This window comes from Pseudomonas sp. FP1740 (genome assembly GCF_030687165.1).
Classification (GTDB): Bacteria; Pseudomonadota; Gammaproteobacteria; order Pseudomonadales; family Pseudomonadaceae; genus Aquipseudomonas.
Genome location: NZ_CP117461.1, coordinates 2,808,543 through 2,832,317, shown reverse-complemented (window position 1 = coordinate 2,832,317; position 23,775 = coordinate 2,808,543). Strand labels below are relative to the sequence as shown.

22 protein-coding genes and 1 pseudogene are annotated in these 23,775 nt (G+C 59.9%); 6 read left to right on the top strand and 17 right to left on the bottom strand.

All coding sequences use genetic code 11. From position 1 onward, the window contains the following. Nucleotides 1-128 precede the first annotated feature (128 nt). Nucleotides 129-1,034: a hypothetical protein gene (locus tag PSH69_RS12905; protein ID WP_305412346.1), complete on the bottom strand. Its 906-nt coding sequence runs from the start codon at nt 1,032-1,034 to the stop codon at nt 129-131. Between the two features lie 367 nt (nt 1,035-1,401). On the opposite strand from PSH69_RS12905, the gene PSH69_RS12900 reads away from it, so the two are divergent. Next, nucleotides 1,402-1,800 (top strand): hypothetical protein, encoded by a 399-nt coding sequence (locus PSH69_RS12900; RefSeq protein ID WP_305412344.1) that lies wholly within the window; start codon nt 1,402-1,404, stop codon nt 1,798-1,800. A 121-nt stretch (nt 1,801-1,921) separates the two neighbouring features. On the opposite strand, the gene PSH69_RS12895 is transcribed toward PSH69_RS12900, so the two are convergent. Continuing rightward, complete coding sequence (locus PSH69_RS12895; protein WP_305412342.1) at nt 1,922-2,644, bottom strand: tetratricopeptide repeat protein; 723 nt, start codon at nt 2,642-2,644, stop codon at nt 1,922-1,924. Nucleotides 2,645-2,873: 229 nt separating this feature from the next. On the opposite strand from PSH69_RS12895, the gene PSH69_RS12890 reads away from it, so the two are divergent. Then, nucleotides 2,874-3,035: a DUF2986 domain-containing protein gene (locus PSH69_RS12890; RefSeq protein ID WP_018930247.1), complete on the top strand. Its 162-nt coding sequence runs from the start codon at nt 2,874-2,876 to the stop codon at nt 3,033-3,035. 136 nt (nt 3,036-3,171) lie between these two features. On the opposite strand, the gene PSH69_RS12885 is transcribed toward PSH69_RS12890, so the two are convergent. From PSH69_RS12885 to PSH69_RS12860, 6 genes and pseudogenes are all read right to left on the bottom strand, one after another. Next, on the bottom strand, nt 3,172-4,221 hold the full coding sequence (locus PSH69_RS12885; protein ID WP_305412824.1) for an alpha/beta fold hydrolase: 1,050 nt from the start codon (nt 4,219-4,221) through the stop codon (nt 3,172-3,174). Between the two features lie 370 nt (nt 4,222-4,591). Beyond that, nucleotides 4,592-6,583 carry a hypothetical protein gene (locus PSH69_RS12880; RefSeq protein WP_305412340.1) on the bottom strand — a complete coding sequence of 664 codons (1,992 nt, stop codon included), beginning with the start codon at nt 6,581-6,583 and terminating at the stop codon, nt 4,592-4,594. Beyond that, nucleotides 6,576-7,352 (bottom strand): DUF2182 domain-containing protein, encoded by a 777-nt coding sequence (locus tag PSH69_RS12875; RefSeq protein WP_370695242.1) that lies wholly within the window; start codon nt 7,350-7,352, stop codon nt 6,576-6,578. The genes PSH69_RS12880 and PSH69_RS12875 overlap by 8 nt, the downstream gene beginning before the upstream one ends. 10 nt (nt 7,353-7,362) lie before the next feature. Further along, the gene (locus PSH69_RS12870) at nt 7,363-8,841 is read right to left on the bottom strand and encodes a tyrosinase family protein (protein WP_305412336.1); all 1,479 of its coding nucleotides are present in this window, start codon (nt 8,839-8,841) and stop codon (nt 7,363-7,365) included. 226 nt (nt 8,842-9,067) lie between these two features. Further along, nucleotides 9,068-9,214: pseudogene (locus tag PSH69_RS12865) on the bottom strand (LysR family transcriptional regulator); the annotation flags it as partial. A gap of 44 nt (nt 9,215-9,258) precedes the next feature. Next, on the bottom strand, nt 9,259-11,160 hold the full coding sequence (locus PSH69_RS12860) for a potassium transporter Kup (protein WP_305412335.1): 1,902 nt from the start codon (nt 11,158-11,160) through the stop codon (nt 9,259-9,261). Between the two features lie 518 nt (nt 11,161-11,678). Between PSH69_RS12860 and PSH69_RS12855 the strand changes: the two genes are divergently transcribed. Next, nucleotides 11,679-13,025, top strand: a complete 1,347-nt coding sequence (locus PSH69_RS12855; protein WP_305412334.1) for a PAS domain S-box protein — start codon at nt 11,679-11,681, stop codon at nt 13,023-13,025. A gap of 35 nt (nt 13,026-13,060) precedes the next feature. On the opposite strand, the gene PSH69_RS12850 is transcribed toward PSH69_RS12855, so the two are convergent. After that, nucleotides 13,061-13,681, bottom strand: a complete 621-nt coding sequence (locus PSH69_RS12850; protein ID WP_305412333.1) for a cell wall hydrolase — start codon at nt 13,679-13,681, stop codon at nt 13,061-13,063. A gap of 183 nt (nt 13,682-13,864) precedes the next feature. Between PSH69_RS12850 and PSH69_RS12845 the strand changes: the two genes are divergently transcribed. Then, complete coding sequence (locus PSH69_RS12845) at nt 13,865-14,716, top strand: CAP domain-containing protein (protein WP_305412332.1); 852 nt, start codon at nt 13,865-13,867, stop codon at nt 14,714-14,716. Between the two features lie 35 nt (nt 14,717-14,751). Beyond that, nucleotides 14,752-16,110 (top strand): chromate efflux transporter, encoded by a 1,359-nt coding sequence (chrA, locus tag PSH69_RS12840; protein ID WP_305412331.1) that lies wholly within the window; start codon nt 14,752-14,754, stop codon nt 16,108-16,110. 15 nt (nt 16,111-16,125) lie between these two features. On the opposite strand, the gene PSH69_RS12835 is transcribed toward chrA, so the two are convergent. From PSH69_RS12835 to PSH69_RS12815, 5 genes are all read right to left on the bottom strand, one after another. After that, complete coding sequence (locus PSH69_RS12835; protein ID WP_305412330.1) at nt 16,126-16,524, bottom strand: DUF5329 domain-containing protein; 399 nt, start codon at nt 16,522-16,524, stop codon at nt 16,126-16,128. A gap of 58 nt (nt 16,525-16,582) precedes the next feature. Beyond that, nucleotides 16,583-16,810, bottom strand: a complete 228-nt coding sequence (locus PSH69_RS30255) for a hypothetical protein (RefSeq protein ID WP_007942076.1) — start codon at nt 16,808-16,810, stop codon at nt 16,583-16,585. Nucleotides 16,811-16,933: 123 nt separating this feature from the next. Beyond that, complete coding sequence (locus tag PSH69_RS12825) at nt 16,934-17,170, bottom strand: hypothetical protein (protein ID WP_019648658.1); 237 nt, start codon at nt 17,168-17,170, stop codon at nt 16,934-16,936. Nucleotides 17,171-17,231: 61 nt separating this feature from the next. After that, complete coding sequence (locus PSH69_RS12820; RefSeq protein WP_305412327.1) at nt 17,232-18,020, bottom strand: DeoR/GlpR family DNA-binding transcription regulator; 789 nt, start codon at nt 18,018-18,020, stop codon at nt 17,232-17,234. Between the two features lie 129 nt (nt 18,021-18,149). Continuing rightward, the gene (locus PSH69_RS12815) at nt 18,150-19,043 is read right to left on the bottom strand and encodes a LysR family transcriptional regulator (protein WP_305412326.1); all 894 of its coding nucleotides are present in this window, start codon (nt 19,041-19,043) and stop codon (nt 18,150-18,152) included. Between the two features lie 86 nt (nt 19,044-19,129). Here PSH69_RS12815 and PSH69_RS12810 point away from each other — a divergent pair, with 86 nt between their 5' ends. After that, nucleotides 19,130-19,924: an NAD(P)H-dependent oxidoreductase gene (locus PSH69_RS12810; RefSeq protein WP_305412325.1), complete on the top strand. Its 795-nt coding sequence runs from the start codon at nt 19,130-19,132 to the stop codon at nt 19,922-19,924. 550 nt (nt 19,925-20,474) lie between these two features. Here the strand turns inward: PSH69_RS12810 and PSH69_RS12805 are convergent. From PSH69_RS12805 to PSH69_RS12795, 3 genes are all read right to left on the bottom strand, one after another. Continuing rightward, on the bottom strand, nt 20,475-21,185 hold the full coding sequence (locus PSH69_RS12805) for a GntR family transcriptional regulator (protein ID WP_111453429.1): 711 nt from the start codon (nt 21,183-21,185) through the stop codon (nt 20,475-20,477). Between the two features lie 69 nt (nt 21,186-21,254). Next, nucleotides 21,255-22,277, bottom strand: coding sequence for a proline racemase family protein (locus tag PSH69_RS12800; protein WP_138867803.1), 1,023 nt, complete (start codon nt 22,275-22,277; stop codon nt 21,255-21,257). 11 nt (nt 22,278-22,288) lie between these two features. Next, nucleotides 22,289-23,770: an aldehyde dehydrogenase family protein gene (locus tag PSH69_RS12795; RefSeq protein ID WP_111453427.1), complete on the bottom strand. Its 1,482-nt coding sequence runs from the start codon at nt 23,768-23,770 to the stop codon at nt 22,289-22,291. Nucleotides 23,771-23,775: the final 5 nt, after the last annotated feature.

Sequence of the window (23,775 nt, the reverse complement as noted above, 5' to 3'; positions counted from 1 at the left end):
GGTTTCTTTTCCGGACCGCGGTCCGATTCACCAGTTCTGTGGGAGCGGACTTGCCGGATCGCCGGACCGCGGCAATGGCTTCACCGCAAGCACACCGGTCTTTCCCCAAGCGACTACCGGCGCCAGCGTCAGGGCTCTGCTGGCCGCAGATAGGGCTCGATAAAGCCGCAGCCAAGGATCTCGTTCAGGCGTTGCGCATCGTTCATTCGGCGAAACAGTCCAATAGTCTTCCACGGCGCGTGACCATCGATATTGGGCGCTCCCAATCCGGTCAACAGGTCGGCGATCAGTATTGATCGGGTCTCGAAAGAGATGCGTGTCAGCCCGGTACTATTGCCGACGCCGGCATGGGCATGAGCCCCGGAAAAGGCGATCAGGCTCCCCGGAGCGATATCGACGGCAATCCCCTCCTGCGGGTCGACCGCTTCCAACAGATGAGGAATGGCTTCGTCGGCATCCACGGCATTGCGGCCGTCTCGATGGGATCGCTGCAAAATGGCGCGCATATCGAAATCTGCGCTCGAATTACCCAGCGGTCGCTGCCAGAGGCCTGGATACAAGGCGACGGTACGCCCTGCCGCGATGGGATAGATGGGCGCCCACCAGTTGGTTTGTGCATAGATATTCGACCCCCAGGTATCGCGGTGAAACGCGATGGTGGCCGTCGTGCGGGCACGCGGTGTCGACTGCTCTGGCTCGCAATGTGGCTGAAAACGCAAATGCAGGCGATCGCACGCCAGGGCATCGGGGGCGATGCCAAGACTTTGCACGACGTCCTGCCAGCGCTGCTGGACCTCAGCCGAGCCTGCGAAGTCGTTCTGAATTTTCGAAAAGTGCTCAGTCTGCTCAGGGTGGCTCAAATGGCGATGGATCTGTTGCGGCGACCAAGGATGCAGCGCGTCTTCGAGGAACGCACGCGTATATTCCACCAGGGCCGTCATGGGCTGCAGGTCAGTGAAGCGAACGATCTCGCCAGCATAGATCCGGTCATGCAATTGGCGAGCGGTGCTCGGTATGGCAAGCGAGCTGTACATGACTGGAAGTCCCCTGAAGGTGCGCCCCCTGACTTTAGATCCACGCCGAGTGTGGCGAAAGTGGCAGGTGAGGCGAAAAAGCGCGGATCAGGCCCTGGGGACGTGAGCAACAGGCGACCGTCAAGCCATGAATGGGACGCTTATGACAGTTCTTGGCAGGCAGTTAACAGCCAGAAGCCGACACCAGATAGCAAACCTCAAAGAAGCCGAACAATGAGGTCGTCGGCTATTTAAGCCGCGGAGCCCTAGAACTTTTCTCTTTTTATCGGTCTATGTGGACAGGCACATCCTCGGTAAGCGCGACCTCGCAGGCTTCCCGCAGTCAGATGGCCACACGTCCATTGTCAATCAGAGGTTGTCTTCGCTCATGAAATTCCATGACCCACGGATGGTGCTCTTCGGCCTGTTCGCGCTCGCGGCAGTGGGCTCCGCATCAGCAACACAAATGAAGACCTCAACCCCTGTTTTCGCAACTGAAGTGGCAGCCGTTCAGGCTCCGGTCGAGGCCGCCGGCAACCCTTGGCCAACCTTGGCCAGTATGGCTGGCAAACAGCCAGGCCCCTTGCTGGCCCATGACGACCGATACTGGCATGACGGCCGTTGGCACGATCGTAGAGACGATTGGCGCCGAGACGAATGGCGCAGAGAACAGTGGCGTAGAGAGCAAGCCCGTCGAGAAGCTGAACGCCATCGTTATTGGGAGCGCCACGATGATCGGCCCATGCGGCACCGCTACGAGGACGATCACCGCTACTATCGTCGCTAATGCGACGCCACGAGATTAATCCGCTTGCACTCAAACCGGCCTGATAGCAGTGCTGCTGAAAACGAAGCGGAACAGACGGAAGTCTGACCATTCAATGCGACGGTCGAAGCTGGACCGTCGCTCATCCGTGTACCAGATAGGCTCCCAACGGAACCCGATGCCGTAGCTTCTTGCATTTGCCCGGTGGGGGCTGATGCCCGGGCGGACGATCAGGAAACCAGATTCGGCATTTACCCGGAGGCGGCCAATGGCCACGGGGAATCTCAATTCCATCGTACGCGGGCGCTGGTTCGGTGGAAGCCGATTGCAATTCTCCTTCGGGCATTGCGCGAGCGAAGTTGCCAGCATCGCGCCCAGTATCCGGAGCGGCTTGTTCAGCAGCGGCCATTTCTGCTTCGCGCAGCCTTTGGGCCTCCTCTTCGAGCCCCTTCTGTACTGCGACCTGGTCCTCTTTGGCGTTGGGTGAGGTGCTCGAAGCGTTGGCCTGCTGCGCCGCCTGGATCAATTGGAAGTTGCGGTTGCGTAACGCTACGTTGCTACCGACTCTCATGTTCGAACGCACCGCCAACGTTTCAGCCTGTTGGTACTGTCCCTGCTGAAGACGCAACACACCGAGATAATGCAGCGTCGCGGGATTGTTCGGTTGGATATGCAGGGCACGCTCCAGCGTGGCAGCGGCTTGGTCCAGCTGGCCATTTCCATACTGCCGCGAGGCGGTTTCGATCAGGGTGGTTGATGCGCTGTTACTTTGCGAAGGCGCCCTTCGCTCGGCAGCAATCGAACAAAGCGACGCGACGACGCAGAACGCCAGGAGAAGACTCGGCAGAAAAATCTTGGTTGGCATCAGGGGGCGGACTCGGCTGATCTCGGACGGCACTGTCGTAAAACAGGCCACCAGCACTGCTCGGCATCTGCGACACAGGGCCCCCATTGACCTGGCCAGTACCCTGAAGTTCCCGCCGCAACGGCCACTGCGGACGGAGTGGAATCCGCGGGTCACCGCAACCGGTATCAATTTTTACCTGAAATTTTAAGCTGGTATCATTCAAGCACTGACAAACCGAGCAGAAAATATGAATCGTCGTAAAAAAATAAATCAGTTGTTAAAGGCTAACGCCAAAAAGGCCAGTGCCAAATTGGCACCGAAAAGCAAGACTAAATACATTAGTAAAGCTGACCGATTGAAGCTGGCGGCTGAAGCCGGTCAGGACTCAATCACTTGCGCTGAGAGCTGATCTACCTAGCCTTCGCGACCGACCGCTTCCGCCCCAGAGCCCACTTCCCTGCCCAACCGATCTGACAGATCGCGCGGACGCCAAAACTGCTACAGCGGTTTTTTTGTTGAGCTGCAGCAGTTCCCGTACCACGAGTTTACAAACTTGCTTCTTTGTAGGATGACTGAAGAAACTCTGCTATCAGCGATGTGATCTGCTGTTGAATCACCTCACGTGAGCGACCGCCGTCGCCATCCAGGCAAATGATGCCATCGCCTGGTACATCGTCTTCGAGCATTTTCTGCGCGCCAGGTTTGCACATCGACAAGAAGCTGAAATGGCTTGCGTCGCTGATTTCGACGTAACGGCTTGACGCCGCAGGCAAGCGTTTGGCCAGGTTGGCAGACTCCAACTCAGCAGGAAGCTCGCGCGACGGTACGCCGGCAGCGATCACCAGCGCTGGTACCGGCAGCGCGGCCAGGCTTTCATCGGTCAGGCCCCGTGAAAGGCCCAGGTCCAATGTGACCACAGCAGTGACGCGTTTATCGCGCAAATCGCCGGCCAACGCGGCCTTTGATTTTGAGGTGCTTGCAGGGTTTATCGTTTCGTAGACGGTGCAACTCGCTAACTGCGGGTGGGCTTTGCAGTCAAGGGCGAAGCGGTCTGGATCGAAACGAGCACCGGCGATCTCCAGGGCGGTCCAGCCGCCGAGTGAATGGCCCACTACTGCAATTCGGTCATTGGCGACCAAGCCGAATTTTTCTGGTTGAGTCGTGACCCTATCAATGACTCGGCCCAAATCAACGGGCCGCTGCCATAACTGCGCCGCCGCTTGAGGGCTACGGTCATGAGTGGTGGTGCCAGGGTGATTGATAGCGGCGACGATGTAACCCCTATGGGCCAGAGCACTGGCAAGCCAGATCTGGTTGCTCCAGTTCCCCCTGTACCCGTGGGAGAGCACCAGCAATGGATGCTTGCCAACAGCGGGCGGCGCATTACGAACGGCAGAAGCACCGACAAACACCGCATCATCGCCGATTAACTGCGTGGCGGCGGTAGTCGCACTGGGGTACCAAACGACCATCTCCAGTGAGCGGTCACTGTGCGAGTCCGCCAGTGTGGAAGATTGGAAGCCAACAGGGTTCTCGTCAGCGAGTGCGAGAGTAGTCAGGCAGGTCAACAACAGGGCGCCAAAAGCTATTTTCAATGTCGATTCTTCCTTGATTGGACAAGTGCACAGCGTGCACAGCGTGCACAGCGTGCACAGCGTGCACAGCGTGCACAGCGTGCACAGCGTGCACAGCGTGCACAGCGTGCACAGCGTGCACAGCGTGCACAGCGTGCACAGCGTGCACAGCGTGCACAGCGTGCACAGCGTGCACAGCGTGCACAGCGTGCACAGCGTGCACAGCGTGCACAGCGTGCACAGCGTGCACAGAAAAGTTAGAACCAATTCACGAGACGTCAAGGGGAGAGAGCTAGAAAAGAGTTCTACCTATCACGTCTATAATCCCTCCCCCAAAAACCGAAGTTAAAAACGCAACCTAGACGGCCCGAGGAAACCCACCAAAACCAACTCAACCCGCCCGCAGACCCCAAACCGCCGCAAGCTCATACGCAGCCTTATCAGGCAACACCGTCGCCCCACTCCGACGAACCATCCCAACATAATCAGCAAGTCCTTCAACAAGCACAGCCCATTCCGGGCGCGGGTCTTTGACGTAGTCCCACCCCAACCCCAACCACGGGCATCGCCCACCGATCCAGGCCTGCACAGCCGGGGTTGCTTGCATGACGTAGTCAGGGAGCGCGGGCGCATCCGGTCGGGGTTGGCGCGCCTTTACGGCCGGCACGTGTAGTTGCAGAACGCCATTCGCCTCGACGGTCACTTGCATCGCGCCAAGTAGTGCGATGTCAAAGGGAACCGGTTGACCATGGGTAACATAGAAATACGCCATGCGCCGGATGCTGTCATAGTCGGCAACGGCGCGATACAGGTAGGCGCAGATCACACCCAGCATGGGATCCGCGTGCTTTTGGTTCCGCAGGTCGGCGGCGAGCCAGTCGATGCTGTCGGCTTGGAGCCGGCCGGCGGCGAAATCGTCGATAGCACCGAGCATCCCTTGGTAGCTCTCAGGAGCATTGCGCGTGCCATAGGCCTGGAAAACGTCGCCGGCGCTGCTGGGTGTCACGACGGTGTACAGGTCATCGTACGGAACGACCGGTGTAAATGTGCCATCGGCCAACTCAACCAACACCGGCATCCCCTGTGGATCGCCCTTGATGCGGTACGTCTCGAACCCGGGCGTTGCGCCCAGTCGCTCGATCGGCTTCCGGGACAAAAGCTTCGCTTGACTGCCCCAGACGATCACGTTCGCCTGGCCTGGGTCGTTGACCTGTTCCAGCCTGCGCCGAACCTCTCCAGCCGCGGTCTTGCGGACATCGGCAGCCGCATCTGCCTCCAGTCGCTGAACCAGTGACTGTACCTTTTGCGTTTTTTCAGGCGTATGAGTGGTCTGGTGCCGCAGCTCGAACAGATCCTGAAGCAGATCCTTACTGTCGTCGGGGATGGTGATGAAGTGGTCGGCCGGCACCGCCAGATCGCGCCCCTTGAAGCCAAAACCGGTGCCGAGGATCTGCTCGCGAAAGTCCGTGTCGGTATGCACCCGCTCAAGAATTTGTTCGGCGGCACCTGGTGCGCCACCCGCCTCGACAGCACCCAGGGTGGTGGCATTCCCCGTACGCGGCCAGGGCTGCAATTCGGCGACGCCCTGTAGTGGATTGGCGGCGTTATAGAGCACGGCCGGTTCCGGGTCGACCAGGCACTGCGGGTTGAGCTTCAGGCGATACTCTTTCGCACGCTCGGTGGTGCGCGACCGCACGCATTTGCCCAGTGTCTCCGTGGTGATCACACCATCGATGATGGCGGCTGGCTCGATGCCCCAGAGCGCGTCGGCGATCACGCCAGAAAACACACACTTGCCCGGAGCGCCGGACATCGGATCAGACACCATATAGCCGAGTTGTCCGTCCTGGCAGGAGGCCAGACGATCAAACCTGGGGCTGTCGACTTGTGTGCCCTGCACGACGATCCCGCGCACGGCATCGAGGCGCATCAGGTCGATATTCTTCGGCGCTTCGCGGCATGCATCGGTAATCAGTGTGATGCGCTGCACGCCGTGCAGTAACAGTTCGGTGTAGAACAAGTCGGCCAGAACACGGTACTTCAAGCGCAGGGAATCGCTGAACAGCCAGGAGATCGAGCCGATATTCGCATCGGTGAGGCCATGGCCACAAAATGCCAGGATCAACTGCTCGACCACCTCGGCACCGCTCGGAAACAGTTCATCGACCGCTTGCTGCACCCGCTCACGGGTGACTGGAATGTCGCCGGCGAGGCCGTCGTCGACGACTCTTACGTTGCTGGCGCCGAAGCCCGAGCGGAGCGCCCAGTCGCCGATTGAGCGGGCGGCGAGCACCGCTCCGTCCAGGTACGCGAAGCGCAGCGACTGGTTTGAGGTCGGAGTCAGCGTGCTGACCCCGATCGCCAGACAGGCCCGCCTAGTCATGCGGGCGCGCCGCCTTTCGCGCAGTGAAGACAGAGCCAGGATCAAGTTGGGGGAAAATCGCCGGCCAACGCCAGCGCGGTCGATCCGCGGGCGTCAGGCGCTCAGCCAGCATCATTGCGCCTGCAAACAGCATGATCGGAATGTGCCACGCCCCGCCAAGCAGTGGCACCAGCATCCACGCCCAGCACGACGCAATGCACCAGAGACCATGCGTCATGCCGAAGATCAGGCAATCCCTGTCGGCCGCCCAACCGAACAGACCGATCCGCCGCATTCGGTGGCCACGATTGAGCGCCACGCGGTGCCACGGGCTGGCACTCCACAACATCGCAATCAGCAGTGCCCCGGCAAGGGCCGCCTCTGCGACGGTGAGCTGCAACAATAAAGCGAGAACGGTCAGGATCGGCCCGGCGGCCATCCATAGCGCACCGTAACCGAGCAAGAACCCGACTGATGCGCGCAGGCGTCTGCGTGGCAGGCTGGAACGCCAGACATGCATGAGCGGCATCGCCAGCAGCGGAGGCATCATCGCGACGAGCATCAGCGCCCAGTCAGCCAGCAAGCGGTTCAGTGGATTCAGGGCGAACTCGGCCTTCAGCACGGTGGGCCAGAGCGTGACGATAGACAGCCCCGCCACCGAACTGCAGAAGGTCGGATGCGCAGCGTGCCCGGCGTTGTAAATGCTCAGGGCCAGACCGAGCCCAGCCGTCGCGAACAGCAACGGCCAGGGCGCCAGGGTAAAGCTGCGCATTACCGAACCTGGCTGCATGAGCGGGTACTCAACTCACGACGCCACTTCGCTTGAGAACGCTGATTCGGTCCACGGTCACAGGCTTGGCTTCCGATATCTGCTCGCCCGGAACAAGGGTCACACGCAGATGGTTCGGATCGAAGTCGCCAGCATCCGTCAGCCGCTGGGCTAGGTCAGTAATGTCGATCGTATAGCCAAGCCCATTGCCGCCGTGGCCGCCGTCTGGCCGCGAGGCGACGTTCAGGCCGAACAGCGTCAGGCTGCCGGCATGGCACTCGGGGTGGAGTTGTGGATCGACGCCTTCCGGCAAATTGACGTACACCTCCAGCAGAGGAGAAGGCGCGGAGCCGCGCACCGATTCAAGCGCCAGGTAAAGCCGGGTCACCTCCCTGCCCGGCTCCATCGCGCCCATGGCGGCGATGCCGGCGGTGGTGGCTTGCTGGTCGAGGTTGACTTGCGTGCGCACCGGCGCACCGCCGACCCTGACCATTGCCGCATTGGCACCGATTGGCTCGATGCTTTGTTGATCCGGCGCACCCATTTTGACCCGTGCCACAGCTTCTGCTCCAGGTGTTACACCGGTGCCGATGCGCAAGTCCGCATAGCTACGGTGCAATTTGCCATCTTTCAGTGTGTCGCGGCCGGAGAACTTCATTCCAGCAGCGCCGCCGGGCACCGGCATGATGAAGGTGCGGTCAGCCGGGCCGTTGAGCCAACGCGGATCATGAACCATCGTCTTGCCCGGCGTGCTCATCCATGCTTCCCAGAGCCGGTCGATGTTGCAATGGTGCAACCAGAAGATCGGGTCCAGGCCCGCGAGATACGGATTGGCCATGAATCCCTGGTCGCCGCCGATGAGACGATGGACCGTATTGTGCGGGTTGTTCTCCAGATCGCCGGTCCAGCGGGCGAACTGAACGAAATCGCCGGTGACGCCGCCGCCGAATCCGATGCTGCCGTCATTGCCGACCTGGAAATCATTCTCCTCCATCGCGGCGAGGCTGAACGCATCGCGTGGGCCCGGCCGCAGTTTGGTAAGTCCTTGTCGACGGGGGTATTTGCTGAGTGGGTTCGGGCTGCCGTCGGGCAAGGTTTCCTCCAGGAAAGCATCTGGAACACGCCGCGCATCCGGGTTGCCGCTGTTGAGGTAGTTCCAGTACGGCAGCGCCCATTCGTCGCCGGTCAGTTCCTTCACTTTCGCGGCGACGATCGCCTCGAATGCATACACATAACCGCGGTGCCAGGAAAGGAAATACCAACTGCCGTGCTGGCACTGACTGCCGTAGGTATAGTTGGTCAGATCCTTTGGAATCGGGTCGTCCACACCCAGCACGTTTTCGTCAATCCACAATTGCCTGTCGAACCCGTGGATGGCGCCCAGGAATTTCCAACTGTTGTGATCGGTGATCGGCAGCTTGTCCAGCTCGCGCATCGCCAGCGCATAGTTGAGCAGGACCTTGTTCCATCCAGAACCAAGTGTTGCGACATCTTGTCGAGCCGTACTCATGACCGCACCCTCCCTTGCAACATTTCGCCGCGTGGCGACTGTGTCGTCACACCGATTGCAATCCTTTGCAGTTCGCGACGTCATGTTAAGGGCGGAACTGCGCTCAAGAGGCTCGCTGAGTTGCGGTGATGCGCGCCTCTGCGAGATTCAGTATAGAAGCTCGGCAAAATGGTCATGGCGAATTCACCTGATATTTGCCGCAGGCGATGAATGGCAGTCACCACCACTAAGCATCCTGCAATTTTTCACGCAGAAACTCGATGAACCGTTGGGTTTTCGCCGGAAATAGTCGCGTCTCGGTGAGGGTATAAACCGTGACGGGCGAAGCCTGCCACTGCGTCGAGACTCTGCGCAGCGTGCCATCGGCGAGGTCTACCTGTGGGAGCACCGCACCGCCGCTCCCACAGGGATGAGTCGCTACATCTCAACCTGCGTACCCAGCTCAATCACACGATTGAGCGGCAAATTGAAGTATTTGAGATTGCTGTTGGCGTTCTTCAGCAAGAACGCGAACAGGGTCTCGCGCCAACGGGCCATGCCGATACGCTTGGTCGGGACGACCGTCTCGCGGCTGAGGAAATAGGTGGTGCGCATCGGGCTGAAATCCAGCTCTTTCAAATGACACAGGCTCAATGCCAGCGGCACATCGGGCTCTTCTATAAAACCAAAGTGCAGACTGACACGGAAGAAGCCTTCGCCATAGGACTCGATCTCGAACCGCTGATCCGCAGGCACACGCGGGCGGTCTTCAGACACCACGGTGAGCAACACCACCTGCTCGTGCAGCACCTGGTTGTGCAACAGGTTGTGCAACAGGGCATGGGGGACAGCATCGGATCTGGCCGTCAGAAATACCGCCGTACCCTGCACACGATGGGGTGGTTGCGCACGAATGCTGCTGATGAACAACGGCAGTGGCAGAGCGGTTTCGTCCAGTCGCTCGACAATGATCTTGCGGCCGCGCTTCCAGGTGGTCATCAAAATGAACAGGGCAATACCGGCAATCACCGGGAACGCACCGCCCTGGAAGATCTTCGATATGTTGGCGGCGAAGTACAGGCTGTCGACCACGAGAAAACCCAACAGCATCGGAATCGCCAGCCAGCGCGGCGTTTTCCACAGCAGCAAGACCACGGCCGAGGACAGGATGGTCGTGATCAACATGGTCCCCGTCACCGCCACGCCATACGCCGCCGCCAGCGCACTGGACGACTCAAAGCCGATGACCAGCAACACGACGCCGACCATCAGCGCCCAGTTCACGATACCGATGTAAATCTGCCCCTGCTCCTGACTGGAGGTGTGCTGGATAAACATACGCGGCACGTAACCCAGCTGAATGGCCTGGCGAGTCAGTGAGAACGCCCCGGAAATCACCGCCTGGGAGGCGATGATGGTGGCCAGTGTCGACAGCGCGACCATCGGCAGCAGCGCCCAGTCGGGTGCCAATAGATAGAATGGGTTGCGTACCGCTTCCGGGTTTCCGAGGATCAACGCACCCTGGCCAAAGTAATTGAGCACCAGGCCGGGCAGCACCAGCATGAACCAGGCACGGGCAATCGGTTTGCGACCGAAATGGCCCATGTCGGCATACAGCGCTTCAGCACCGGTCAATGCCAATACCACGGCGCCCAGAATGGCGATGCCAATGCCCGGATGAACCACGAAGAATCGCACCGCCCAAGCAGGATTGAGCGCTTGCAGCACTTCCGGGCGTTGCAGAATGCCGAATGTACCGAGAATGCCCAACACCACGAACCACAGCACCATGACCGGGCCGAACAGGATGCCAATACGCGCCGTGCCATGTTTCTGGATCAGGAAAAGTGCTACCAGGACGATAACGGACAGCGGAACGACCCAATGACCGATGCCCTCGAACGCAAGTTGCAGACCTTCAACCGCGGAGAGCACCGAAATGGCCGGGGTGATCATGCTGTCCCCGTAAAACAGTGCCGCGCCAAACAGCCCGAGCAACACCAGGTTCCGGCTCATTTTCGGATAAGGCGCGGAGGCCCGGCGTGCCAGTGCCGTCAAGGCCATGATGCCGCCCTCGCCCTGGTTGTTGGCGCGCAGGATAAACAGCACGTACTTGATCGAGACGACCCAGATCAGCGACCAGAAAATCAACGACAGAATGCCCAGTACACCGTCCTGATTGGCCTGGACGCCATAGTGGCCGGCGAACACTTCTTTGAGGGTGTAAAGCGGGCTGGTACCAATGTCCCCATAAACCACGCCGACCGCGGCGACGAGCAAGCCCACTCCTGATGTTTTGGCGTGGGAGTTATCATGGGCGGGGATCGCTGTTTCGCTCACGGGTAGCTTCTCTGAGATTGAAGGAAATAAATGGCATGCCACCTTCGAGCAAGAGGGTTTGCGGGGCTACCGGGTAAACATTGGAACTCAGCCATGAAACCCTACAGCTTGATAATGAGATTAGTCCATGGGGGTCATGCCGCTCGTTCAGGCGACCTGGAGAGTTTTGCAGGCCTGTCGACGATCAAAAAAACGCGGCAAGTATCCTCGCAAGGGAAAACACCTACCGTAAAGAAAGCGTAAAAATGTACGGGCAGCAGCGAGCGAATTTCGATCAAGTTTCTTGTGCGCGACCAAAAATAGTCCTTAATTAGAGGCAAGGTTCTTTCCGGGACCTGGTCACATCGCTATATCCTGTATTTCAACCCGAACCACCTGAATCGAGTGCCAAGGCACCACCAGCATGGAGTTTGCGAATGAGCCAAGGGCCTGTCCATGAGGACGACACCGCTATTGGACCTACCTGTACACCCTCAGAAGGTAGCGAGCAAACATCCCCGTTCCTTCACGACCTGGGGTTGAGCGATGTCCTTGAGGCACTTCCCGAGGCCATCTACACCACCGATGCCAAGGGTCTGATCACCTTTTACAACCGTGCAGCGGTGGCGCTGTGGGGAATGACCCCGGCGCTTGGGGAGAGCGCCTTTTGCGGCTCTTGGAAGCTCTATTGGCCTGACGGCACGCCGCTGCCCCACGATGAATGCCCCATGTCCATGGCATTGAAGGAACAACGTCCTGTCAGAGGGCTTGAAGCCATCGCCGAGCGTCCGGATGGCACACGCGTTCGTTTTCTGGCGTGTCCCTCGCCGATCTTCGATGCAGAAGACAGCCTGATAGGCGCCGTTAACATGCTGATCGATCTGACCGACCAGACCGTCGCCGACGAAGCCGCGCTGATCCATGACGCGCTGGTCGAATCGTCCGCCGACGCGATCATCGCCAAAGACCTGAACGGCACGATTACCAACTGGAACGCTGGCGCCCAGCGACTCTTTGGTTACACGGCCGAGGAAGCGGTCGGCCAAACCATTGACATGCTCATTCCCCTGGATCGGCGGGTTGAGGAACCCGGCATTTTGGCGCGCATCCGTCGAGGCGAGCGCATCGAACACTATGAAACCCTCCGGCGGCGCAAAGACGGTAGCCTGGTCGAGATCTCTCTCGCCGTCTCCCCCATCAGAAATCGGCAAGGCCGTATTGTCGGAGCGGCCAAAATCGCTCGCGATATCACCGAGCGACGACAGGCGGAAGAACAAAAGAGCCTGCTCATCAGAGAGATGGATCACCGGGTGAAAAACCTGTTCACCCTGGCAAACAGCGTGGTCTCACTGAGCGCCCGTTCGGCAACGACCCCCGGCGAACTCGCCTCCGCCGTTTGCGCACGGCTGAACGCATTGGCGCGAGCCCATACCCTGACCATACCGCACGGTTTGAGTAACGAGCAGCCAACGACATTGCATGCCCTCATTCAAACCATTCTCGCGCCTTATGCCGAGGGCGGGGATAACAGCCAGTCACGCGCCTTCGTGACCGGCCCTGACATAACGATGGACGGTGCTTCAGTCACCAGCTTCGCTCTGCTGTTGCATGAGTTTGCAACCAACGCCGCGAAATATGGGGCGCTCTCTTTGCCTGAAGGGCTTTTGGATATTTCGTGCAGCGAGAGTGAGGAGGTGTTCACCGTGGTCTGGAGCGAAAGGAATGGCCCGCTCATTGAACGGGAACCCGACAGCACCGGGTTCGGCACCCTTCTCGCAAAAGCGACTGTGCATGGCCAGCTTCACGGCGAAATCCGCCGTGACTGGAAGCACGAGGGGCTGACCATCACCGTAGCGTTTCCCACCCGTAGCATAAGCAGCCAGTAGAGAGTTGGCTCCAGGTGGCGCGAAGCGATTCGCACCTACTTTGCCGTTCCGCCACCAGGCTTATAGAACAGAAATTTCGGGGTCTCGCCTGTCTTGATGTACTGCTTCGCCCAGTCGGGCTTCACCGTTTTGTCGTGGAAATACAAGGCACCATGGGTGCGGTCCGTGAGTTGCCTGTTGAGTGCCTTGCGCGCGATTTCCTTGGCAAGGGCATATTCGTCGTCTTCCTTTACCTGATCTGCACGCCCGTCACACCACCATGAAAACTGGCAGGCGTGCTTTTCAGAACCTTGCTTGACCACCCCGCACACCGTATCCGGAAAACCTTCATGGCCCAGCCGGTTCATGACCACACCGGCGACGCCCTCCATGTCAGCATCCGTCACCCCTTTGGCTTCCCAGTAGATGCTGCGTGCAAGGCATGTAATGGCATCCTCCAGCGGCGCCGTGCCCGCCGGATCAACCGCCTGTACTTCAGAGGTGGTGATGGTCTCGGACTTGGGTATCGGAACTTCACTCCCCTTCTCTGCCGCTTTCTGCTCCAGGACCTGTGCCTTGTCTTCAGCCACTTCCTTTTTTTGCTCCTGATCAGTCGCCCACACCTGGCCGCACAGAAGGATGATTGCGAAGCAGGTGGCTACCCCGTTAAATCGCATGTTCCGATCCTTCTGATTGAAACCGATGTGAACAACGACACGATCGCAGACCTGAGTTGATTGTAGTCGCCGGAGTTCATACCAACAGGCAGGCAATAAACTGCATTTGGATGCGAAAAGGCATTGCATCCGGAGGGGTGTATTCGCGCATCATGAGCGCAGTCCGTTCAGGGGGAGATTTTCATGCGCAGCCTGTCATCCGTTTTGCATCTTGGCGTGTTGTCATTCGGGTTGGTGTTCAGCGTCATCGCATCGGCGGCCGATGAACAACAGCTGGTAGAGTCGATCAACGTTTACCGCAGCCAGGTACAGCGCTGTGCCGGACAGGCGTCTTCGGAGTTACCACCGCTGGCCAGCGATCCGCGCCTGGTGCTGTCCGCCAACAGCATCGGCGACCTGCAGCAGGCACTGGCCCGCGCGGCGTATCCGATGGTCAACGTGCAGGCGATCAGCTTGTCCGGCCCGCGTGATGGGCCCGCCGCGATGAAGGCGATTCAGGAGAGCTTCTGCCGGGTGGTGCTGGACCCGCAATTTGTCGATATCGGCGTCAGCCGGGAGGGCCGCGAGTGGCGCATCGTGCTGGCGCGCCCGCTGTTGACGGGGCGCTTGGGCGACTGGCAGGCGGAGGGACAGAAACTCCTTGAAGCGATGAACAGCGCCCGCACGCAAGCGCGCCAGTGCGGTGCCCAATCCTTCGCCGCCACCACGCCGCTGGCCTGGAACGCCACCCTGGGATCAGCCGCCGAGGGTCACAGCCGGGCCATGGCCAACCATAACTTTTTCGATCACAAGGACCGCGACGGCCGCACGCCGGGTGATCGGGCTGAACTGGCGGGTTACGCCGGCCAGCAGGTCGGTGAGAACATCGCCGCCGGGCAGGACACGGTGCGCAAGGTGGTCGATGGCTGGCTGGCCAGCCCGGGGCATTGCGCCAACCTGATGAACCCACAATTTCGCGAATTGGGTGCAGCCTATGCGGTGGACCCGAAGAGTGACGCGGGTATTTACTGGACGGCGATGTTTGGCACGCCGTAAAGGCCTGAATAAACCGTTGAAAAAGGAATCGTCATTTGAATAAGGCCCCCTCTTCGACCGTCGGGCAGGCGCTGTCGAAGCCTGCGGCGATCAGCCTGCGGGAAGCGTTTCTGTTCTGGCTGAAGCTCGGTTTCATCAGCTTCGGCGGGCCGGCCGGACAGATCTCGATCATGCATCAGGAATTGGTGGAGCGCCGACGCTGGATCTCGGAACGGCGCTTTCTGCACGCCCTCAACTACTGCATGTTGCTGCCCGGGCCGGAGGCTCAGCAACTGGCGACCTACATCGGTTGGCTGATGCATCGGACGTGGGGCGGCCTGATTGCCGGCGGGCTCTTTGTGTTGCCGTCGCTGTTCATCCTGATCGGGCTGTCGTGGGTGTACATCGCCTTTGGCGAAGTGCCAGCGGTGGCCGGGCTTTTTTATGGGATCAAGCCGGCCGTGACCGCGATTGTGGTGCAGGCGGCCCACCGGATTGGCTCACGGGCATTGAAGAACAACTGGCTGTGGGGCATCGCCGCGGCGTCGTTCACCGCCATCTTCGTGTTCAATGTGCCGTTCCCGTTGATTGTGCTGGGCGCCGCGATCATCGGTTACTTCGGCGGACGCCTGGCACCTGAACGATTCAGGACCGGAGGTCACAGCGCAGCGAAAAAGTCCTTCGGTCCGGCGTTGATCGATGACGACACCCCGACGCCCGAACACGCGCGTTTCAGCAGTTTCAAATTGCTGCGCCTGTCGTTGGTGGGTGCGGTCTTGTGGGTGCTGCCGATGGGGGTTCTCACCGCCCTGTTCGGCTGGGATGGCACCCTGACCCAGATGGGCTGGTTCTTTACCAAAGCGGCGTTGCTGACATTCGGTGGCGCGTATGCCGTGCTGCCTTATGTGTATCAGGGCGCTGTCGGCCACTATGGCTGGCTGACACCCACACAGATGATCGATGGCCTGGCGCTCGGCGAAACCACCCCCGGGCCGCTGATCATGGTGGTGGCCTTCGTCGGTTTTGTCGGCGCCTATGTTCATCAGGTGTTCGGCCCGGATCAACTGTTCCTGGCCGGCGCCCTCGCCGCCACACTGGTCACCTGGTTCACCTTCCTGCCATCGTTCCTGTTCATCCTCGCCGGCGGCCCGTTGGTGGAGTCGACGCACAACGAACTCAGGCTTACCGCCCCCCTGACCGCGATTACCGCGGCGGTGGTTGGCGTGATCCTCAACCTGGCATGCTTCTTCGGCTATCACGTGCTCTGGCCCAAGGGCTTCAGTGGCCAACTCGACTGGCCTTCGGCGCTGATCGCCATTGCAGCGGCCATCGCCTTGTTCCGCTTCAAGCGGGGGGTGATCGAGGTACTGATGGGCTGCGGGTTGATCGGGTTGGCGGTGCATCTGCTGCGCTAGCGCCCGACAAGACCATCAATGAAGTTTCCGTTGCCGCTGTAGCTCGGTCTTCAACCAGAGGTTGGCCGGTTGTATGCCTGCCGGACAGCGCACTTCATAGGCGCGGCCACTCATGCTGCTTTGGGTGGCCGCCAGCTCAATGAAGTCTTCGGCGCTGTTCACCCTGTCCTGTTCTTCAAGGTACTCCAGCTTCTTCTCCAGATGCGCCCGGGCTTGAGGGCCGCCGTATTCGCTTCCGTTGCGCACAAACCGGCATTCACTGTGCTCGACAAAGTCCAGCAAGCTGTTTATTTCCTGAGTGGCTTGAGGTGGGATTTGTGCCTGTGCATTGAACACCACGGCGGTCAGGCCGATACCGGCCGCCATCAGCCATTGAGTGAGGGGTGCAACAATATGCCCAGTCAGCCTTCGCATGATTATTCCTCAGGAGATCAGAGCGGTGATGGCCGCTCTGAAGCTGGGCGCAGACAGGTCAATCGTCGTCTCGGTCGTCATGATCGCGGTGCCGACGGCGATCATCACGACGATCGTAATCCCGGTCATACCCACGATCATCACGGTAATAATAGCCACGATCATGGTCGCGACGGTATTCACGGTGATCCCGATCGTACCTGTCTCCCTCTTCCCAGTAAGGAAAGCAACCTCCCAGCAGGAGAGTACTTGCAATGGCCAGGGTCATTATCGCGGTGCGCTTCATTTTAACGTCCTAAAAGGTCAGAACTACGGGGATGAGGTGACGCTAGCGGCGAATCGATCGCAGTGCGTTCAAACCCATAATTACGACCCTCAAGCCGATCAATGATTCCGTTATCGCCGGGCCTTAAAGCGTTCTCTGGCTGTTACCGATGGTTTTGGCTTTTTCGATGGCCCACTCCATCGCCGCTTCCATGTCCAGCAGATGCGGCGAGGGATGCTTGTCCTCGACAATGGCCGAGCCGTCCGGCCAATAGACCCCCATGAACATCTTCAGCGAACCGTCTCTCAATATCTCGGCTTTGACCTCAATCGTGCATCCGTTCGACAGCGTTTCCGAGTGGATCATGTGGCGCTCAGTCATGACTGCATTCCTCCCGTCGTTGCTATCAGCGTAACCCATGCAGCGTCGGGCGCGATGACGCTCAGGCGTCTGCCTGCACCACCTCGATCCCCAGTTTTTGATAATCATCGACATTGCCGGAGGCCACGTGACGTTCGGTGATCAGCGTATGCACACGGGCACAAGGCGCAACCACGAAGGGCTCCACCGCCCCCAGTTTGTCCGCGGTGGTCACGGCAATCACGTGGGAGGCGCTGGCGAGCATCGCCTGCTTCACCGGCACTTCATCGAAATGCAGCGAGCTGAGGCCGACTTCCGGATGAATGGCACAGACCCCGGTGAACACCAGGTCGGCCTTGATGCCCTCGATCAGCCGCAGGGTTTGATGCCCGCTGGAAGACATCGTCGCAGGGTTGAGCTGACCGCCGGCGACGATCACCGTGATGCCTTTGTATTCGGCCAAGGTGATCGCAATCATCGGCGACGCAGTGACGGCCGTGATGACAATGTCAGCGGGCAGCGAGCGTGCGATCTGCAGCGTGGTGCTCCCGGAATCGAACATCACGATCTGGCCGTCTTTGACCCGGCACGCGGCAAGTTGCGCCAACCGGGTTTTCACCTCGTCGGTTTCGCTGACCCGGGTGAAGTAATCCTTGCCCGTGTCCTTGGGCCGCGGGAGCGCCCCGCCATGCACCCGCTGCACCAGCCCGGCACTGGCCAGCTCCGACAGATCCCGGCGAATGGTGTCTTCGGACACGGCGAAATGCTGGCTCAGCTCGGAAGCCATGACCTTGCCATCACGTTCGAGGATCAGCAGGATTTTTTGGCGGCGCAGTTGGGGGAGTTCGGCGGAGGAATGCTCAGCGTGCATGGTTATGCCTGTTTTTGCGTGTTTGTGCGAGATTAGCCAAACACCTCAATGAACACAAGGCGCGGAACCTCTCTGGGAGCCCCCTCGCCACAGGCGCTCCCACAAGGGATTGTGTTTGATTGATACCCATCACAAGGCACTCACGATGAACTCACGCAACCATTGATGCGCAGGGTCGCGATGAGCGCGCTCGGGCCAGAGCATCGACATCTCGTATCCCGGCACTTCAAGCGGGGGCTCGACCATGGTCAAAGCGTGCGTATCGCGAACCAGGCGAGCTGGCAGCATCGCGACCATGTCGGTGCTCTCCACCACCGACGGGACAAACAGAAAATGGGGGAGCGAAAGCACCACTCGGCGCGTCATGCCCAGCTGGGAAAGCGCCTGGTCGGTGACACCCTGAAAGCCCCCGCCATCCCGGGATACGATGACGTGGTCGAGTTCGCAGAACTGCGCGAGGGTCGGCCGCTTTCTCAACAGCGGATGGCCAGTACGCCCCACCAACACATAGCGTTCGGTAAACAATGCACGACGTCGTAAGCCTGGGGGAGCATCCTCGGTGGTATGAAACGCCAGGTCGATTGCCCCCTGCTCCGCTTGTTTGGCCAGTTGTGACGGCATCAGGTCAAACACCGCCAGACGCGTGCCGGGTGCCGCCGAACGCAGCCCGGCCAACGCGGGCAAGATAATGGTCGACTCGCCGTAGTCCGACGCCATGACATTCCACGTCTGCTGTGCCTCGGCCGGGTTGAAAGGACTGGCGGGCGACACCGCGCGCTCCAGGGCTTCCAGGGCCTGGCGCAACGGCTCGCGCAACTCATCGGCCCGGGCCGTGGGCCGCATGCCCCGTGGTCCTGGCAGTAATAGCGGATCGTTGAAAATATCCCTCAATTTAGCGAGATGAACACTCACCGACGGTTGCGACAAATTCAGGCGTTGCGCCGCACGGGTCACGTTGTGTTCCGAGAGCAAGACATCAAGGGTCAGCAGCAGGTTGATGTCCAGACGACGCAGATTATTCATGACAATACCTGGCATATTGGTTATTCATTTCCAATATACCGGGTAAGGCCTGATTCTGCTGGCTTCTGACAACGGAGACTCAGCCCATGAATGTTCTGCTCGTTTACGCCCATCCCGAACCCAAATCGTTAAACGGTTCGCTCAAGGACTTTGCCGTCAAACGCCTGGAAGCTGCCGGCCATCGGGTACAGGTTTCCGACTTGTATGCGATGGACTGGAAAGCCTCGCTGGACGCCGATGACAGTTTCGGCCGCCCGGCTGACGCGCGGTTCGATCCGTCACAGGACTCCAGGCGCGCTTTCAAAGAAGGCCGGCAACGACAGGACATCGTCCTCGAACAGGAAAAACTGCTCTGGGCCGATACCGTCATTCTGCAGTTTCCGCTGTGGTGGTTCTCGATGCCGGCGATTCTCAAAGGCTGGGTGGAACGCGTCTACGCCTATGGGTTTGCCTACGGCGTAGGAGAACACTCCGATGCACGCTGGGGCGATCGTTACGGGGAAGGCACGCTGGCGGGCAAACGGGCGATGCTGATCGTCACCACCGGTGGCTGGGAATCTCATTACAGCCCACGGGGCATCAATGGGCCGATCGACGATGTGCTATTCCCGATCCAGCATGGCGTACTGTTCTACCCCGGCTTCGACGTGCTGCCACCGTTCGTGATCTATCGGACCAGCCGAATGGATGAGGCGAGATTTTCAGCAACTTGTGAGGCGCTCGGCCAACGGCTGGATGACCTCTGGGAAACCGCGCCGATTGCTTTCAGGGCGCAAAATTCAGGGGCGTATGACATTCCGCAACTCACGTTGCGTGATGAGATTGCTGCGGGTCAGATGGGCTTTGCGGCTCACGTCAGACAGGCGACACACTCGTTGTAGCAGTTCGATCCTGCGAGGCTGCGTTCGCCGTAGCAGCTGTCGAGCTTGCGAGGCTGCGTTCGGCTGCGAAGCAGTCGTAAAACCAGAACTCGCGGTGTGTCAGGCAGACCGCGTCGGCCGGATTCACGACTGCTGCGCAGCCGAACGCAGCCTCGCAAGCTCGACAGCTGCTACAGCGAACACGAAAAAGCCCGCACAAGGCGGGCTTTGGAAATCGAGTAGGTGGCCAGCGCTGGTCTCTGGCTTACAAGGTTTATCGGGCCTCTCACAGAACAGGATTTTTAGCTTTGGGCTGTTCTGCCTCACACGGCATAAGGGCTGGATCTCAGCGCGGAGATCTTTCTAACCGTGTACCCTTGGGAGCGCGCCCCACGCCTCCTCGCTATCCCTTTGCGCATCAGTCTGCGTCTTCACCTACAACCTCAGAATAGCAAACCATTCGAAGCCTGGGTCGGGGTTTTTAGACTGATTTTTTTCAAGGGAAATGATGGGTAAATGGAAAAATACTAACGCCGCAAGACGGACGTCCATGCCGCCTCCAACACCCGAACTAATTCACCGACATGCTTCCCGTGAGGTTCTGCTGCATGTAGGCCAGGAAGCGCCGCTGAAACAGCATGGTGTGCTCGTGCGCGGCCTGTTCGGCCTCATCCGGATTGCGCGCGGCGATGGCGTCAATCATTTCGTCATGGTCACGCCCCAACCGCGTACTCGTGCTGGCGGCGCTGATGATGTAGTCGAAATGCAGATGCAGCAGTCGCTGCCCCTCTCCCAAAAGCTTCTCGTAATAGCTGATGAAGTAAGGGTTCTTGCCGGCCTCGGCAATGGTCATGTGAAAAGCTTTGTTCATTTCCGACATCGCCTGGAAATCCCCGGTACTGACGGCCTCCAGATAAGCGGCATCGGCGGCGCGGATACGCGCCAGATCCTCGTCAGTACGCTGTAGCGCCGCAAGCCTTGTGACGGCACGCTGAATCAGGTCCAGGGCGGAGATGTAGTTAGGGAACTCTTCGATCTCGAACGGCGTCACCAACGTGGTGCGATTGGGCAGAATCGTCACCAGCCCTTCGCTGATCAGCCTTGCCAGGGCGTCGCGCACAGGCGAACGCGACAAGCCGAACTGCGCCGCCAACGACACTTCATCCAGCGGTGTGCCAGGCTTGAGCTTCAACGTCAGGATCTGTTTGCGCAGCTCCTCGTAAATGTAGCGCCCACCATGGCGCTTGACGCTTGCGTTGGTTTCAGCGGTGTCTTTGCTCATCAGGCAGCTCTCAGCGATACAGGCCGGACGTCTGTCCGGCCCGCAACTTTAGCATCAGCCAAGGCTCGGTTAGAAACCTTCGCCCCAGGTGTCGCTCAACATGAACCCTTCGCGGAGCGGGTCGTCCGGGTCTACACCAATCTGATGCAGACCATACACCCAGGCCCGCCCGGTGATTCTCGGCAACACCGCAGGCCGATCCCCCACCTCGGTCAGGCCCAGCAACTCGACCTTGAATTCACCGCCAATGGTGGAGCGCGAAGTGAGCTGGTCGCCTGGCTGCACCAGACCGCGCGCGCTCAGGGTCGCCAGGTTCGCCGAGCTGCCAGTTCCGCACGGCGAGCGGTCCACCCGGCCGGGCGGCAACGTGGTGCAGGTTTGCCAGGCTTTGTCGTCGAGGCGATGGCGGAACATCACATACGCGACTTCATTCAGCTCTTTGATCAACGGATGGCGGACCACCACCTGCTCGTTGATCAACCGCCGCAAACGCACCCCTTCGCTGGCCAGCGTACGGGCGTTTTCCGGAGCGATGCTCAAGCCGATCTGATCGACATCCACCAGCGCGTAATAGACCCCGCCAAAGGCGATGTCAGCCTTGATCGGGCCATACTCGGCGGTTTCAATGACCACGCCCAAATGCTCGACGAACGAGGGCACCATATCCAGCGAAACGCTGAGACAACGCCCATCCGCACACTGGGCACGCGCCGTGACCAGACCGGCCGGCGTGTCGAGCACCACGGTGGTGGACGGCTCCTGCATCGGCAAAATGCCCAGTTCCAGCAACGCGGTGACCACGCAAATGCAATTGCTGCCGGACATCGGGTGAGCCTTGTCTGCCTGTAATACGATGAACCCGGCCTGCGCCTCCGGCCGGGTGGATGGCAACAGCAGGTTGACGGACATTTGCAGGCAGCCGCGAGGCTCCAGCACCACCAGCCGACGCAGGCTGTCGTCCACTTCGTTGATGTAGTTCATCTTGTCGAGCATGGTCTTGCCGGGGATGTCGAGCACACCACCGGTAATGACTTTGCCGATCTCGCCTTCGCAGTGCACGTCGGCCATTTGCAGGGTTTTCTTCCAGCGCATCTCGGCCTCCTCTATTTGATGTACCAGCCCCAAGGCTGCTGGCTGTCATAACGGGTGATCTGCTTGGTTTCCAGGTAATTGTTCAAGCCCCACTCACCCAGCTCACGGCCGATCCCGCTTTGTTTGTAGCCACCCCAGGGTGCTTCGGTGAAGGTGGGTTGCGAACAGTTGATCCAGACAATACCAGCCTGCAGTCGGCGCGCGACCCGCTCCGCCCGTTGCATATCCGCAGACATCACCGCCGCCGCGAGGCCGAAGCGTGAATCGTTGGCGCTACGCAGCGCCTCGGCCTCATCGTCGAATGGACGCACGCACACTACCGGGCCGAAGATTTCTTCTTTCCAGATCCAGCTCTCTTCGGGCACATCGGCAAAAATCGCCGGCGTCAGGAAGTAGCCTTTTTCGCAGTCGGCCGGACGCGTGCCGCCGTACAACAAGGTTGCACCCTCCTCTTGGCCTTTGGCGATGGCTTGCAGCACTTTGTCGTATTGGCCACGGCTCACCAGCGGCCCGAGCAACACCCCCTCTTTCAAACCATTGCCGATGCTCAAGCTTCGGCTCTGTTCGACCAGGCGCTTGAGCAACGGCTCGTACAGATCCCGCTGGACCAGCACGCGGGACGTCGCGGAGCACACTTCGCCCTGGTTCCAGAAAATCCCGAACATGATCCATTCGACGGCCGCGTCGATGTCGCTGTCATTGAAAATGATGAACGGTGACTTGCCGCCCAATTCCAGGCTGATGTTTTTGATGTCGCGAGCCGCCGACTGCATGATCTTCGTCCCGGTCGGCACACTGCCGGTGAAGGCCAGCTTGTCGATGCCCGGATGCTCACTCAACGGTGCGCCGGCCTCGTTGCCCAGGCCGGTCACGACGTTCAACACACCGGCGGGCAACCCGGCTTGATGGGCAATGTCGGCCAGTTCCAATGCGGTCAGCGGCGTGAGTTCGGAGGGCTTCAACACCATGCAGCAACCCGCCGCCAACGCCGGAGCGACTTTCCAGGCCGCCATCAGCATCGGAAAGTTCCAGGGAATGATCGCGCCCGCGACCCCCATGGGCTCTTTACGGGCGATTGAGCTGAAGCGTTCATCCGCGAGGAAAATCGCTTGCTCCCGATGTCCGTCGAGGTCTTCGGCCAGATCGGCATAGAATTCGAAACAACCGGCCGTGTCGCCGATGTCCCACAGCGCTTCGGGCAAAGGCTTGCCGTTGTCCCGCACCTCAAGCTCGGCCAGGGCTTGCTGACGCTCGCGGATTCCGGCGGCGATCCGGCGCAGCACAATGGCACGCTCAGCCCCGCTCATCTGCGGCCACGGGCCCTCATCAAACGCACGGCGTGCGGCGTTTACCGCCCGGTCGATGTCCGGCGCGGTCGCAGCGGCTACGCGGGTGATTACACACTCATTGCTCGGGTCGATGGTCTCGAAGCTGCCGCCTTTGACGGGGCTGACCCATTGGCCGTCGATGTAAAGCAGGTCGTAGAAATTCATGAAGG

Bases quoted from the DNA above. Each gene is read 5' to 3' on its own strand.
- PSH69_RS12905 (WP_305412346.1), bottom strand. From the start codon at position 1,034: ATGTACAGCTCGCTTGCCATACCGAGCACCGCTCGCCAATTGCATGAC.
- PSH69_RS12900 (WP_305412344.1), top strand. From the start codon at position 1,402: ATGAAATTCCATGACCCACGGATGGTGCTCTTCGGCCTGTTCGCGCTC.
- PSH69_RS12895 (WP_305412342.1), bottom strand. From the start codon at position 2,644: ATGCCAACCAAGATTTTTCTGCCGAGTCTTCTCCTGGCGTTCTGCGTC.
- PSH69_RS12890 (WP_018930247.1), top strand. From the start codon at position 2,874: ATGAATCGTCGTAAAAAAATAAATCAGTTGTTAAAGGCTAACGCCAAA.
- PSH69_RS12880 (WP_305412340.1), bottom strand. From the start codon at position 6,583: ATGACTAGGCGGGCCTGTCTGGCGATCGGGGTCAGCACGCTGACTCCG.
- PSH69_RS12875 (WP_370695242.1), bottom strand. From the start codon at position 7,352: ATGCAGCCAGGTTCGGTAATGCGCAGCTTTACCCTGGCGCCCTGGCCG.
- PSH69_RS12870 (WP_305412336.1), bottom strand. From the start codon at position 8,841: ATGAGTACGGCTCGACAAGATGTCGCAACACTTGGTTCTGGATGGAAC.
- PSH69_RS12850 (WP_305412333.1), bottom strand. From the start codon at position 13,681: ATGCGATTTAACGGGGTAGCCACCTGCTTCGCAATCATCCTTCTGTGC.
- PSH69_RS12845 (WP_305412332.1), top strand. From the start codon at position 13,865: ATGCGCAGCCTGTCATCCGTTTTGCATCTTGGCGTGTTGTCATTCGGG.
- PSH69_RS12835 (WP_305412330.1), bottom strand. From the start codon at position 16,524: ATGCGAAGGCTGACTGGGCATATTGTTGCACCCCTCACTCAATGGCTG.
- PSH69_RS30255 (WP_007942076.1), bottom strand. From the start codon at position 16,810: ATGAAGCGCACCGCGATAATGACCCTGGCCATTGCAAGTACTCTCCTG.
- PSH69_RS12825 (WP_019648658.1), bottom strand. From the start codon at position 17,170: ATGACTGAGCGCCACATGATCCACTCGGAAACGCTGTCGAACGGATGC.
- PSH69_RS12820 (WP_305412327.1), bottom strand. From the start codon at position 18,020: ATGCACGCTGAGCATTCCTCCGCCGAACTCCCCCAACTGCGCCGCCAA.
- PSH69_RS12815 (WP_305412326.1), bottom strand. From the start codon at position 19,043: ATGAATAATCTGCGTCGTCTGGACATCAACCTGCTGCTGACCCTTGAT.
- PSH69_RS12810 (WP_305412325.1), top strand. From the start codon at position 19,130: ATGAATGTTCTGCTCGTTTACGCCCATCCCGAACCCAAATCGTTAAAC.
- PSH69_RS12805 (WP_111453429.1), bottom strand. From the start codon at position 21,185: ATGAGCAAAGACACCGCTGAAACCAACGCAAGCGTCAAGCGCCATGGT.
- PSH69_RS12800 (WP_138867803.1), bottom strand. From the start codon at position 22,277: ATGCGCTGGAAGAAAACCCTGCAAATGGCCGACGTGCACTGCGAAGGC.
- PSH69_RS12795 (WP_111453427.1), bottom strand. From the start codon at position 23,770: ATGAATTTCTACGACCTGCTTTACATCGACGGCCAATGGGTCAGCCCC.